This window comes from Vibrio splendidus (assembly GCF_002873455.1).
GTDB lineage: Bacteria > Pseudomonadota > Gammaproteobacteria > Enterobacterales > Vibrionaceae > Vibrio > Vibrio splendidus_J.
In genome coordinates this window covers 57236-70472 of sequence record NZ_MCUN01000001.1, presented here as the reverse complement: position 1 = coordinate 70472, position 13237 = coordinate 57236, and the positions used below count along the sequence as shown (strand labels likewise).

The 13237-nt window shown below is 43.3% G+C and carries 13 protein-coding genes; 9 read left to right on the top strand and 4 right to left on the bottom strand.

The genetic code is table 11. The features are described from left to right. The first annotated feature begins 122 nt into the window (after positions 1–122). From nth to BCU75_RS00305, 3 genes are all read left to right on the top strand, one after another. A complete protein-coding gene (gene nth, locus BCU75_RS00315) occupies positions 123–758 on the top strand; it encodes an endonuclease III (protein WP_076679085.1) in 636 nt (211 codons plus the stop codon). Between the two features lie 153 nt (positions 759–911). Further along, positions 912–1328, top strand: a complete 417-nt coding sequence (gene gloA / locus BCU75_RS00310) for a lactoylglutathione lyase (RefSeq protein WP_004734046.1) — start codon at positions 912–914, stop codon at positions 1326–1328. A 196-nt stretch (positions 1329–1524) separates the two neighbouring features. After that, positions 1525–1959, top strand: a complete 435-nt coding sequence (locus tag BCU75_RS00305) for a DUF2753 domain-containing protein (RefSeq protein WP_017076183.1) — start codon at positions 1525–1527, stop codon at positions 1957–1959. Positions 1960–2066: 107 nt separating this feature from the next. On the opposite strand, the gene motY is transcribed toward BCU75_RS00305, so the two are convergent. Beyond that, a complete protein-coding gene (gene motY / locus BCU75_RS00300; RefSeq protein WP_076679086.1) occupies positions 2067–2948 on the bottom strand; it encodes a flagellar protein MotY in 882 nt (293 codons plus the stop codon). A gap of 188 nt (positions 2949–3136) precedes the next feature. Between motY and rnt the strand changes: the two genes are divergently transcribed. Together rnt and BCU75_RS00290 are read left to right on the top strand one after the other, a co-directional pair. After that, positions 3137–3781 carry a ribonuclease T gene (gene rnt, locus BCU75_RS00295; protein WP_102472639.1) on the top strand — a complete coding sequence of 215 codons (645 nt, stop codon included), beginning with the start codon at positions 3137–3139 and terminating at the stop codon, positions 3779–3781. A gap of 64 nt (positions 3782–3845) precedes the next feature. Further along, a complete protein-coding gene (locus tag BCU75_RS00290; protein ID WP_102472638.1) occupies positions 3846–5171 on the top strand; it encodes a Na+/H+ antiporter family protein in 1326 nt (441 codons plus the stop codon). Between the two features lie 183 nt (positions 5172–5354). Here BCU75_RS00290 and BCU75_RS00285 read toward each other — a convergent pair whose 3' ends face one another. Then, positions 5355–5984 carry a DsbA family protein gene (locus tag BCU75_RS00285; protein WP_102465526.1) on the bottom strand — a complete coding sequence of 210 codons (630 nt, stop codon included), beginning with the start codon at positions 5982–5984 and terminating at the stop codon, positions 5355–5357. A gap of 97 nt (positions 5985–6081) precedes the next feature. Then, a complete protein-coding gene (locus tag BCU75_RS00280; RefSeq protein ID WP_017076187.1) occupies positions 6082–6420 on the bottom strand; it encodes a Grx4 family monothiol glutaredoxin in 339 nt (112 codons plus the stop codon). Positions 6421–6689: 269 nt separating this feature from the next. Between BCU75_RS00280 and sodB the strand changes: the two genes are divergently transcribed. From sodB to BCU75_RS00265, 3 genes are all read left to right on the top strand, one after another. Further along, positions 6690–7274, top strand: coding sequence for a superoxide dismutase [Fe] (sodB, locus tag BCU75_RS00275; RefSeq protein WP_004734050.1), 585 nt, complete (start codon positions 6690–6692; stop codon positions 7272–7274). A 263-nt stretch (positions 7275–7537) separates the two neighbouring features. Continuing rightward, a complete protein-coding gene (locus tag BCU75_RS00270) occupies positions 7538–8041 on the top strand; it encodes a VC2046/SO_2500 family protein (RefSeq protein ID WP_277868891.1) in 504 nt (167 codons plus the stop codon). A 266-nt stretch (positions 8042–8307) separates the two neighbouring features. Further along, complete coding sequence (locus BCU75_RS00265; protein WP_076656923.1) at positions 8308–8991, top strand: SDR family oxidoreductase; 684 nt, start codon at positions 8308–8310, stop codon at positions 8989–8991. Between the two features lie 226 nt (positions 8992–9217). Here BCU75_RS00265 and adhE read toward each other — a convergent pair whose 3' ends face one another. After that, the gene (gene adhE / locus BCU75_RS00260; protein ID WP_076678328.1) at positions 9218–11923 is read right to left on the bottom strand and encodes a bifunctional acetaldehyde-CoA/alcohol dehydrogenase; all 2706 of its coding nucleotides are present in this window, start codon (positions 11921–11923) and stop codon (positions 9218–9220) included. Between the two features lie 639 nt (positions 11924–12562). Here adhE and BCU75_RS00255 point away from each other — a divergent pair. After that, positions 12563–13201 carry a YchE family NAAT transporter gene (locus BCU75_RS00255; RefSeq protein WP_004734056.1) on the top strand — a complete coding sequence of 213 codons (639 nt, stop codon included), beginning with the start codon at positions 12563–12565 and terminating at the stop codon, positions 13199–13201. The last annotated feature ends 36 nt before the right edge of the window (positions 13202–13237 follow it).

Sequence of the window (13237 nt, the reverse complement as noted above, 5' to 3'; positions counted from 1 at the left end):
TCATTAGAGCGCGTAACCGATGATAAAGCCTGAACCATTGCGGAACTTGTTATTTTAAAACGAGTAAGTTTGAAAGAACTTCGCCGGAACTCAAGCCCTAACTATTTGAAAGTAATGTCGCTATGAACAATGTAAAACGAGTAGAAATACTTGAGCGTTTAAGAGAAAACAATCCAAAGCCAGAAACTGAGCTTAACTGGAACAGCCCTTTCGAGTTGCTGATCGCCGTGCTCTTATCTGCGCAGGCAACCGATGTCAGCGTCAACAAAGCCACTGATAAGCTTTATCCAGTTGCTAATACACCACAGGCTATTTTCGACCTAGGTGTCGATGGCCTAAAAGAGTACATCAAGACCATCGGCCTATTTAACTCAAAAGCAGAAAACACCATCAAAACGTGTCGTATGCTGCTTGACCTACACAATGGTGAAGTACCTGAAGATCGCGCTGCATTAGAAGCCCTTCCAGGCGTTGGCCGTAAAACAGCCAACGTAGTGTTAAATACTGCATTCGGTTGGCCAACCATTGCCGTTGATACTCACATCTACCGTGTATCAAATCGCACTAAGTTAGCGATGGGAAAAACGGTCGACGATGTCGAACAAAAGCTATTAAAAGTCATCCCAAAAGAATTCAAACTAGACGTTCACCATTGGCTCATTCTTCATGGACGTTACACCTGTGTCGCACGTAAACCACGCTGTGGCAGTTGTATCATTGAAGACCTATGTGAGTTCAAGGAAAAAACAGACGTCTAAGCTCTCAGTCTAAGCTAAGGACTAAAGAGCTAAGAAGCTAAGAAGCTAAGAAGCTAAGAAGCTAAGAAGCTAAGAAGCTAAACAATGCCGTACTTTTTTAGCGGCATAAAACGAATTACAAAACGTATACATAGTTAAAGCTAGGAGCAAATCATGTCAAACGGTCGTATTTTACACACCATGCTGCGCGTGGGTGATCTAGATAAGTCTATCGAATTCTACACAAACGTAATGGGCATGCAGCTATTACGTAAGAACGAAAACAAAGAGTACGAATACACACTGGCTTTCGTTGGCTTTGGTGACGAATCTCAAGGTGCTGTGATTGAGCTAACGTACAACTGGGGTACGACTGAATATGACCTTGGCTCAGCTTTTGGTCACGTTGCTATCGGTGTTGATGACATCTACACAACGTGTGATGCGATTAAAGCGGCAGGCGGTAATGTGACGCGTGAAGCTGGCCCTGTTAAAGGTGGTTCAACTCATATCGCATTCGTAAAAGACCCTGATGGTTACATGATTGAGCTTATTCAGAACAAACAAGCAAGCGCAGGTCTAGAAGGATAACCCTTCATTAACCTCTGCAATATTTAGCTTAATAGCACAATAAAAAAAGAAGCGAGCACTATGCTCGCTTCTTTTTTATGTTTCCACTTATGACCAATACTCTTCGCCAATTATTATTAACAATCTCGCCAATGAAACTTTACATGATAATGATTATCATTTAAATTAACCACCTATTGATTAGTGAGGTAACACAATGATTAGCGAATGGGAAAAACACACGTTACTTGCCGATACTGCATTGCAGCTCGACGATCCTGTACGAAGTATTCTTCACTATCAGCAAGCGTTAAACTTAAGCGAAGAAATTACTGAACGTACCGATATTCAGGCTGACGAACGCCTATTGATCTCGGTGATTTCTTGCCACAATCTCGCTCAATTTTGGCGATGGGCTGGTGATACAGACTACGAACTCAAGTACCTACAACTTGCTTCAGAAAAAGTGCTGACATTGATTCCGCAGTGCCCGAATACGCAATGTTCTAGCTTTATAGATTCTATTGGTTGCTGTAAGAAAGCGCTTATCGATTTCATGAAACGCCATCCCAACCCTAAAATTGCCTCTATGGTGGAAAAAATTGATACCGCAACTAACTGTGAAATGATTGCTCGGTTCCGCTTGAATTAATGGTTGCCTCAAATAACCACATCAGATCCAAATCGACATATTATTTAAACAAAAATGCCCATCACACAGATGGGCATTTTTATCTTTATCTAGACAAGCTATTCAACTTAAACCTGAGTACGACCTAAAGAGATCACAACGCGTCGGTTCTTGTCTTTACCAATTGGAGAGTTGTTGTCTGCAATAGGACGACGTTTACCGTAACCTTGTACTTGAATGCGGTCTTCTGGCAAGCCTAAAGATTTAAAGTACTCTCTTAACGATTCCGCTCTGCGCTCTGAAAGGTTCTGACTAATACCTTTGCTGTCTACAGAATCGGTGTACGTTGCCACCAACACAAGGTCGATATCTTGGTTATAGCGAACATAATCAGCAATCTGGCTCAGCCTTTTACGAGACGACTTGTTCAGCTGATCACTGTTACGATCGTAGTGCAAGATAGTAAAAGAGATATCTTCAAAGCTGTAAGGCAACAAGTTAGCAATACAGTCGCTAAACACATTGTATTTTTCTTGAAATAGCACCGATGACAACGACACTTCGATTCGCTGATCTCGGCTCTGCCACTCTTGGTAACTGAATGTCGGGTAGCGGCCTTTTTCCAACTCACTCAAGATCCCCCAAGCCGTTTGACCACCGACATAACCATCAAATTGTTGGAAGAATTTAATTGTCGTCATGCGATCGGCACTTTCACCTGGACGCCAAGGTGGCGGCATAGAAATCAAGCTGACATTACGCGTAGCACCCATTGGCCGACGCATTTTAAGCTCAAAGTCCAAAATGATTTTTTTACTCGCACGAGATGAAAACTCAGCATCACCAAAATTTGGGATAGGGTGAACCAAGCGGCATTCTAGTGGCGTGTTAGCCACCATCTCCCATGTCGACTGTTGAGGAGATGCTCCATAACGCTTTTCTTGCGCCAAAACCGATGGCGACATAAGTAGCGAAAATAGCATTGAACCTGTTATGAGTTGTTTCTTCATAAAGTGGAGTATCTCTTAAGCAATTCGTTTAACAATGCAGCCAATTGCCGCATTTTTCTCTCACGTTTAAATATGCAATTATCAAGCCGGGATGGGGTGGCTAATTTTTGATTTATTGCCCTTTCCTAGTTTTTATCACCGCTATTATCTGCAATAATGCAGCCTTAATCACACTTATTTGGGCTAACATGACTGTAGAAAACGAAGCTCTGACCCTAAAAAAACGCTTTCGTGGCTATTTTCCAGTGGTCATCGACGTGGAAACCGCAGGGTTTAACGCTGAAACCGATGCATTATTAGAGATCTGTGCCATTACATTACAAATGGATGAGAACGGAGATCTGCACCCTGCATCAACGCTTCATTTTCACATTGAGCCTTTTGAAGGCGCAAATATAGAGCAGGCAGCATTAGACTTTAACGGAATTAAAGACCCATTTAGCCCATTACGTGGTGCTGTGTCAGAACAAGAAGCCCTTAAAGAAATCTACAAGCTAGTGAGAAAAGAACAAAAAGCTTCAGATTGCAGTCGCGCAATCATGGTTGCTCACAACGCTACATTCGATTTGAACTTCGTAAATGCAGCAAGTGAGCGCTGTAAGCTTAAACGCGTCCCTTTCCATCCGTTTGCAACTTTTGACACTGCAGCTCTTAGTGGTCTTGCCTACGGTCAAACCGTTTTGGCTAAAGCTTGCCGCACTGCTGGGATGGAATTTGACAACAAAGAAGCACACTCTGCTTTGTATGATACGCAAAAAACCACAGAGTTATTTTGCGGCATAGTAAACAAATGGAAAGCCCTTGGTGGTTGGCCTCTTGTTGACGAAGAATAAAAAATAGAGTCGGTAAACGTACACTCGTATTGCCTTCATAAAAACACAACATCTCGAGAATAATATGAATCCTGTTGTAATTTCAGTTTGCATCATGCTTGTTTTAGCATTGATGCGCGTAAACGTTGTCGTGGCTCTCACGTTCAGTGCAATTATCGGTGGCGTAGCCTCTGGTATGAGTGTGAACGACGCAGTAGCGGCTTTCGAAAGTGGATTAGGTGGCGGTGCAACTATCGCTCTTAGCTACGCTATGCTTGGTACCTTTGCTGTTGCTATCTCTCGTTCTGGTATCACAGACCTACTTGCTCAAAGCGTTATTAAGCGTATTCATGGCAAAGAGAACAGTGCGGCATCAAATGGTCTTAAATACGGCATTCTAGCGTCTTTGATCTTAGTGACCATGTCTTCACAAAACGTGATTCCTGTACATATCGCCTTCATCCCAATCTTAATCCCACCTCTACTTGGCGTATTCGCAAAAATGAACCTAGACCGCCGTCTAGTTGCGTGTGTACTAACTTTTGGTTTGATTACCCCTTACATGGTATTACCGATCGGTTTTGGCGGTATCTTCTTAAACAACATCCTGCTTAAAAATCTTCATGACAACGGTCTTGAAAATGTTGTAGCAAGCCAAGTACCAATGGCGATGTTATTACCTGCAGCAGGTATGATCTTCGGCCTTCTTACGGCGGTGTTCTTTACTTATCGTAAACCGCGCCAATACAAAGAAACGTCACATACTGTTGTTTCTACAGAACTCAAAGAAATCAACAAGAAGCACATCCTAGTAGCTGGTGTTGGTATTGTTGCAGCACTTACGGTTCAACTATCGACGGGCTCGATGATCATCGGTGCACTCGCTGGCTTCATGGTATTTACCTTCGGTGGTGTGATTGCTTGGAAAGAGACACACGATGTCTTCACGAAGGGCGTTCACATGATGGCAATGATCGGCTTCATCATGATTGCAGCAGCAGGTTTTGCAGCAGTAATGAAGCAAACGGGTGGCGTTGAGTCTCTAGTTGAAGCACTTTCAACAAGCATCGGCGACAATAAACCTCTAGCGGCTCTGCTTATGCTAATCGTTGGTCTGTTGGTAACAATGGGTATTGGTTCTTCGTTCTCGACGATTCCAATCCTTGCGACTATCTACGTTCCTCTAGCGGCAGCATTTGGTTTCTCACCAATGGCAACAATCGCACTAGTGGGTACCGCAGCGGCGCTAGGTGACGCGGGTTCTCCTGCTTCTGACTCAACATTAGGCCCAACGTCTGGTCTTAATGCTGATGGTCAACACGAGCACGTATGGGAAACCGTAGTTCCTACTTTCTTACACTACAACATTCCACTGATCGTATTCGGTTGGATCGCAGCTATGGTTCTGTAATTAGGTTCTTTAGCTAAGAAAGACATTATAAAGACCGCCTCGTGCGGTCTTTTTTTTTCCTAGAATTCACTCCCCCTTTCTTACCCTCTCAAATGAATCAATTACATCAGACAAAAGAAAAGGCTTACTCTTATGAGTAAGCCTTAGACATAATTTGTGTTAATACAGACAGCTCTCGCTGAGTTATGCTGCGGGAGCGTTATTCACAAGCACTTCACGAATAGACTTAAGCGTCGCTTCCGTTGAATGGTAATCCAATTCTACTGCCGTAAAAATACCATTTACTTCAAGCATTAACGTCGGGTAAGAATGCACACCGATCGCTTCTTTAAAGCCTAACTGGTCATCTAATTCGCTTTCCAATAACTTACTAGAAAGATCATTTTCAAACTGTTGTACATTCATCCCTAGCTCTTCAGCTAACTGCAAATGCGTTTCTTGGCTGTGTGGCAACATCGCACGAAGGTAGTAAGCGTGTTGAATGGCTTCAAGCATCGCTTCGTAGTGGTCTTGAAAGCCCGCCGCGATCACGGCGCGACATGCCGGGTAAGTGCTGCGAACAGGTTGACACTCTGTCCAGAATTCGTGGTTGAACTCAGTGCCCAACTTCGCTTCGATCTGCTTCCAGATAGCTTGCAGCTTGCCCTTCATATCTTCTGACATTGGCTCATCAGAATCAGGAGCCAAACCGCCCACTACGTAATTAAACTCAATACTCGCAGGTAGCTGCTGTTTTAAAAGTTCTAATGTTGGCTTATAGCCCCAGCACCAACTGCACATTGGGTCATGCACATAATGAAGTTTTACATCCATTATTCATTCCTTATCGAGTCTTTCGAACTATTCAAACAAAAAAGGAGCCTCATTAAGGGCCCCTTCCATTCAATATTTAAGCGCAAAGGCTTAAAGCTTACTCAGCGTCGTCGCCAGCTACTTTAGCAGCTGCTTCTTTAACGATTGGCTGAAGCTCACCTTTTTGGAACATCTCAAGAATGATGTCACAACCACCGATCAGCTCACCGTCAACCCAAAGTTGTGGGAACGTTGGCCATTGTGCGTAAGCTGGAAGCTCTGCACGAATGTCAGGGTTTTGTAGGATATCTACGTAAGCAAATTTTTCGCCACACGCCATTAGTGCTTGAGATGCTTGAGAAGAAAAACCACAGCTTGGCAGCTTAGGAGAACCTTTCATGTAAAGTAGAATGGTGTTTTCTTCAATTTGCTGTTTGATTTTATCGATAGTTTCCATTGCTTCCTCGTTAATGGATTACGGCTTTTATTGCCTTTATTCTACCCCAAACCAAAAGAATAAAAACCATATAAAAAAAGCGGTTTACGAGCTAAGCTAACAATTCACATAAAAGTGATGAAATAAGCTTTTAATAAAGTAAAAACTTGCTAAACTATATCGCAAGTCAGCAAATTGACCGTGGTTGGCCTCATAGCGAACCATGAATAATAATATCACTGGAAGCAATCGAAAGAGTTAACTCTTTCATATCAATGGAGAATTGAGCAATGGCATTTGAACTACCGGCTCTTCCTTACGCGAAAGACGCACTAGAACCACACATCTCAGCAGAAACGCTAGATTTCCACCACGGTAAGCACCACAACACTTACGTTGTTAAGCTAAACGGTCTTATCCCAGGTACTGAGTTTGAAGGCAAAACACTAGAAGAGATCGTTAAGACTTCTACTGGTGGTGTTTTCAATAACGCTGCTCAAATCTGGAACCACACGTTCTACTGGCACTGTCTTGCTCCTAAAGCAGGCGGCGAACCAACTGGCGCTGTTGCAGAAGCGATCAACGCTGCATTCGGTTCTTTCGAAGAATTCAAAGCGAAATTCACTGATTCAGCAATCAACAACTTCGGTTCTTCTTGGACTTGGTTAGTTAAGAAAGCTGACGGTTCTCTAGACATCGTTAACACTTCTAACGCTGCTACTCCTCTAACAGAAGAAGGTGTTACTCCACTTCTAACTGTTGACCTATGGGAGCACGCTTACTACATCGATTTCCGCAATGTTCGCCCTGACTACATGGCTGCATTCTGGAACCTAGTAAACTGGTCTTTCGTAGAAGAGAACCTAGCTAAGTAATTATTACTTACGCTGCGCTATTTATAGCGAGTTATCTATTGAAAGCTCATGCCTCGGCGTGAGCTTTTTTGTATCTGTCGTATTCCACAAAATCTAGACCTTTCTTAGCCTAATAGCCAGTTAACCGATCAGCCAAGAGAACTTACTTCTCGACCAACTCCTAGCACTCTTCCCCGCCCTGCATAAATTCTCTATTTGCCTGTAATTAAACACTAAAGTTTGCCGACTCCATGCCGTTAAAGGTGTATCCAATGAGAGGCAGCATGCAAATACATACTTTAGACAAAGCAGGAATCATCAACGAACTGAAGTTCGGCATCGGGATCAGCCAAGCGGTTGAGCAAGGTCGCCGTGCAGATTTCGCGTTGCTGTTATCTATGTTTTCTAATGACGTTCGTGATTGCACGCCGATTGACACCATTGAAGTCACAGAGACAACTGAAGATCGCCTGCGTAAACACTTCGGCGTTGCAGAACCGCAGCAGCTGCGTTCGAACCAATCTTCGTATGAGATTTCAGCTCAGCAATCTAATCATTTTCATCAAGCTAGCCTTGCCAGTGCAAAACTCAGCCATTACTTGAAACCTGAAGCACTTGCATTCATGCCTGAAGATACAGCTGATTTACCCGAAGAGGTTTACCAAAACCTTTCAGGTCATGATCGACGTAAATTGGCAAACAAGCAGTTACCTGATTTGCCACTTGCTACGCTCTACAATGAACTATCAACTGCCCAGCGTCAGTATCAAATACAAGCTCAAGTATAGCTGTCATCTACCTTTCCTCGTTTTCCCCTATATTCTTAATTAGATCACGCCTCTTAAGTATTCACATGAGTAATATGAACCACCAGCCTTGGGTGAACATGAATTACGAGTTACCGATTACTACTTGAAGTTACTGCGAAATGTGAGCTGCCACTAAGTTCATAAAAACTTATCTATTAGCACGCCTTAGTTTGAACCTCTTCACACCCATTGTATGAAATTTAACCCATCCTTATCCTTCATGGACGATTTATTTAGGTGTTGGGATGGAAATAAAAAGCTCAATCATATTGGTGACATCTGCAGGTTCGCGCCTCGGAGGGACAATTGCGAACCACTTTGTTAACCTTGGAGCCACCGTCATCCTCTGTGATAAAGACACGGAAGCACTTCAAGCGACCTATTTACAATGTGCCCGTTTTTCTGACTCGGTTTACCATTACACACTCAAAAGTAATGACAACCAATCGATTCTCAGCGTGTTTGATTTTATTCAAACCACCTTCAACACTACGCCCGATGTATTGGTCAATAATTGGATAAGCTCCCCTATGCCAAGCCTAATTGGCGATCAGCCTGTCAGTAGCTTTATCAATGATCTTTCTTCTATGGCTACGACTCTTTTCGCATTTGGGCAAATCAGTGCTGAACGCTTGCGAGAAGAGGAGAAAGAAGGCGTGATTGTGAATGTGATATCTCATGATGACTTTCATGATGTGTCCGGCTTAGAGAGTGCGAACTCAATGATTACCGGCTTTACCCATAGCTGGGCCAAAGAACTGACTCCATTTGGTATTCGAGTTGGCGGTGTTGTCCCTGCTGTCCATAATTCCGATGGCAAACTCAACCGATGCCACTGGGCGCAGCTGCAAGATGAACTGACCAGAACAACGGAATACATCGTCTCTAATGATTACTTTAGTGGACGCGTGGTGGCAGCCGAAGTTTAGTCTCTCCCCTATTCAATGTCCGCACAAAAGCTTGGAGTCGATTGAAGGTCGAGCTTGCCCAATGCCAAAACGCTAAAACGCTAATCGAACAATAGCTTTTCACTCAGAACAACTAGACATACGAAACAAACATAAAAAAAGCCCCAGTCTCTCGACTGGGGCTTTAAACTTTTCCCGATAGATAAGGTTCGTGCTAGCGAAAACTTATCTCAAAACTGAATCTTACTTATGCTTCAGCTTTTTCTTTCTTAGCTTTTGGTGCTTTCGCGTCAGCTGGCTTTTGGTCAGCTTTCTTAAGAATCACTGTAGTGCCTTCGAAAGTTTCACCTTCAACGTAAGGAGTACCGAAGTAAGACGTTGTTAGTACTTCTTTTAGCTCAGTGATTAGTGGGTAACGTGGGTTAGCACCTGTACACTGGTCATCGAACGCTTCAACAGCTAGCTCGTCTAGTTTAGCGATGAAGTCAGACTCGTTAACACCCGCAGCTTGAATTGACAGTGGGATGTCTAGGTCGTTCTTAAGCTCTTCTAACCAAGTTAGTAGGCGTTCAATCTTCTGAGCAGTACGGTCACCAGCTTGGCTTAGGCCTAGGTGGTCAGCAACTTCAGCGTAACGACGACGTGCTTGTGGACGGTCGTACTGAGAGAATGCAGTTTGCTTAGTTGGGTTATCGTTCGCGTTGTAACGCACAACGTTTGAGATAAGTAGTGCGTTAGCAAGACCATGTGGTAGGTGGAACTCAGCACCAATTTTGTGAGCCATTGAGTGACACACACCTAGGAATGCGTTCGCAAAGGCAATACCAGCAATCGTTGCAGCGTTGTGTACTTTTTCACGAGCGATTGGGTCTGCTGAACCGTTTTTGTAGCTTGATGGTAGGTATTCTTTAAGCATCTTAAGAGCTTGTAGAGCTTGACCATCTGAGTATTCGTTCGCAAGAACTGATACGTAAGCTTCAAGAGCGTGAGTTACGGCATCGTAACCACCGAACGCTGTTAGAGACTTAGGCATGTTCATTACTAAGTTAGCATCAACAACAGCCATGTTTGGCGTGATTTCGTAATCCGCTAGTGGGTATTTAGCACCAGTCTTGTCGTCAGTAACAACGGCGAAAGGCGTAACTTCTGAACCCGTACCTGAAGTTGTAGTGATACATACAAGCTCAGCTTTTTTACCCATTTTAGGGAACTTATAGATACGTTTACGGATATCCATAAAGCGCATTGCAAGTTCTTCGAAGTGAGTTTCTGGGTGCTCGTACATAACCCACATGATCTTAGCAGCATCCATTGGAGAACCGCCACCTAGAGCAAGGATTACGTCAGGTTGGAAGCTCTTCATTGCTTCAGCGCCTTTCTCAACAACAGACAATGTTGGATCCGCTTCTACATCAAAGAAGACTTGAACTTCAATACCTTGAGATTTCAGGATTTGCACTACGTCATCTGCGTAACCGTTGTTGAACAAGAAACGGTCAGTTACTAGGAATGCGCGTTTCTTACCTTCTAGGTCGCTCATTGCGATTGGAAGGCTGCCACGACGGAAGTAGATAGACTTAGGTAGTTTGTGCCACAACATATTTTCAGCTCGCTTCGCTACAGTTTTCTTGTTGATAAGGTGCTTAGGACCTACGTTCTCAGAGATAGAGTTACCACCCCATGAACCACAACCAAGAGTTAGAGAAGGTGCAACGTTGAAGTTGTACAGGTCACCGATACCACCGTGAGTAGTAGGGATGTTGATTAGGATACGAGCCGTTTTCATCTTGTCACCGAAGTAACGAATACGATCTGCGTTTACGTCTTGGTTAGTGTAAAGACCAGACGTGTGACCGATACCACCGATTTCAACCATCGTTACCGCTTGAGCAACAGCGTCTTCGAAATCGTCTGCACGGAATAGACCCAGTGTTGGAGACAGTTTTTCGTGAGCGAATTCGTCATCGTAAGAAACTTTACCAAGACCTTCACCTACAAGAACTTTAGTATCAGCAGGAACTTTAACACCCGCCATTTCAGCGATTGCTGGAGCAGGTTGACCTACGATTTTAGCGTTTAGGTTGCCGTCGATAAGAAGAACTTTACGTACTTTATCTGCGTCAGTTTTAGATAGAACGTGAGCTTTGTGAGAAGCAAAACGCTCTTTAACTTCGTCATATACTTCGCTAACTACGATTGCAGCTTGCTCAGAAGCACATACTACGCCGTTATCGAATGTTTTAGACATAAGAATAGAGGCTACAGCACGTTTGATGTCAGCGGTTTCATCGATAACAACAGGAACGTTACCAGCACCAACACCGATAGCAGGCTTACCAGAAGAGTATGCTGCTTTAACCATGCCTGGACCGCCAGTAGCAAGGATAAGTGCAATACCGTCGTGCTTCATAAGTGCGTTAGAAAGCTCTACAGATGGTTGGTCGATCCAACCGATGATGTCTTTTGGAGCACCCGCTTTAACAGCCGCGTCTAAAACAAGTTTAGCAGCATCGTTAGTTGAGTTCTTTGCACGTGGGTGTGGCGAGAAGATGATGCCGTTACGTGTCTTAAGAGAGATTAGAGATTTGAAGATTGCTGTAGAAGTTGGGTTCGTTGTTGGAACGATACCACAGATGATACCTACAGGCTCAGCGATAGTCATTGTGCCTAGGCTTTCATCTTCATCAAGAATGCCACATGTTTTTTCGTCTTTGTATTTGTTGTAGATAAATTCAGATGCAAAGTGGTTTTTGATAACCTTATCTTCAACAATACCCATTCCAGATTCAGCAACTGCTTGTTGAGCAAGTGGAATACGAGCGTGGTTAGCAGCAAGAGAAGCTGCACGGAAGATTGCGTCTACTTTCTCTTGAGAGAATGTTGCAAACTCTTCTTGTGCTGCTTTAACGCGAGCTACTAGAGCATCAAGTTCCGCTAAGTTAGTTACAGGCATGGTGGATCTCCTAAAATAATAAATATTAAAAACTTTTTATTAAATTCGCTGCTTGCCTTTAACCTTAAACATCAGCGTTCTTAGTAAATTGCTTTCAGGACTGAGTATATTATTTCACTGTGTGAAAAAAATTGACCCAGATCAGTTAGCCAAAAAGAATTAACCAAAAAGTAGTAAGTCAATCGCAAAAATCAACTTAAGAGCATGATTTACATAGATTAAAATCACACTTCTCGTTAGCGCAAAAAATAGGCAAACAGACAACTTTTTTCTACATAGCGTCATAAACTGTAAAAAAGTTTCATTTTTAGTCCGTTAAATTACATGTATACAGCTATATTCGTGCTACTGAGAGTATATCCATACCGTTGCATCGGCTAGATTCTGACATAATTTTTATTAAATTCGTGCGATGGTTAACATTTACTCAATAACAAGTTACAAAATGAAACACTGGTAACTAGCTTTCAACAAGGCGAATACAAAAGTGAGATTCAATTAGTTTTTCTAAAAAAAATCCCCTATTTCAGGTTAGTTTTTTTCATTCGTGCAAATTCAGTTTGTCCCTTACATTACGCGCCTAGACTATTCACAGATCAACCCTTCAACCTTAAAGTACGCTAACTGGAGATCGCTCTCATGCAAGGCTTAGAACTCGCAATTTTTATGCAATTCTTCCTTGGGCTTGTTGCTGCCGTAAACCCTATCGGCATCATGCCTGTTTTTGTTTCTCTTACTGCTCATATGCCGCCAGAGGAGAGGAACAGGACAGCCTTACAAGCAAACATTGCTGTTGCCGTTATCCTGATTGTATCGCTTGTTGCGGGGCAAATGCTGCTTGATATGTTTAGCATCTCGCTAGACTCATTTCGTGTTGCAGGTGGTTTGCTATTACTGAGCATCGCATTTTCAATGATGAGCGGTAAGCTCGGTGAAGATAAACAGAACAAACAAGAGAAATCTGAATACATCAGCAAAGAGCAAATCGGTGTTGTTCCACTGGCTATGCCGCTAATGGCAGGTCCGGGTGCAATCAGCTCGACCATTGTTTATGGGTCTCGCTATCCAGCAGCCATTGATACCGTAGGAATCGGCATTAGCATCATCGCGTTTGCAACGTGCTCTTGGCTTCTGTTCCGTTCTGCGCCGGTTATCGTTCGCTTTTTAGGTCAAACAGGTATCAACGTGATCACTCGTATCATGGGCTTGATTCTTGGTGCATTGGGCATCGAGTTCATCGCCAATGGCCTACGTAACCTGTTCCCAGGTTTGGCATAACGTTTAAGTCCATTTCGGTTGCTCTATAAAAGGTAA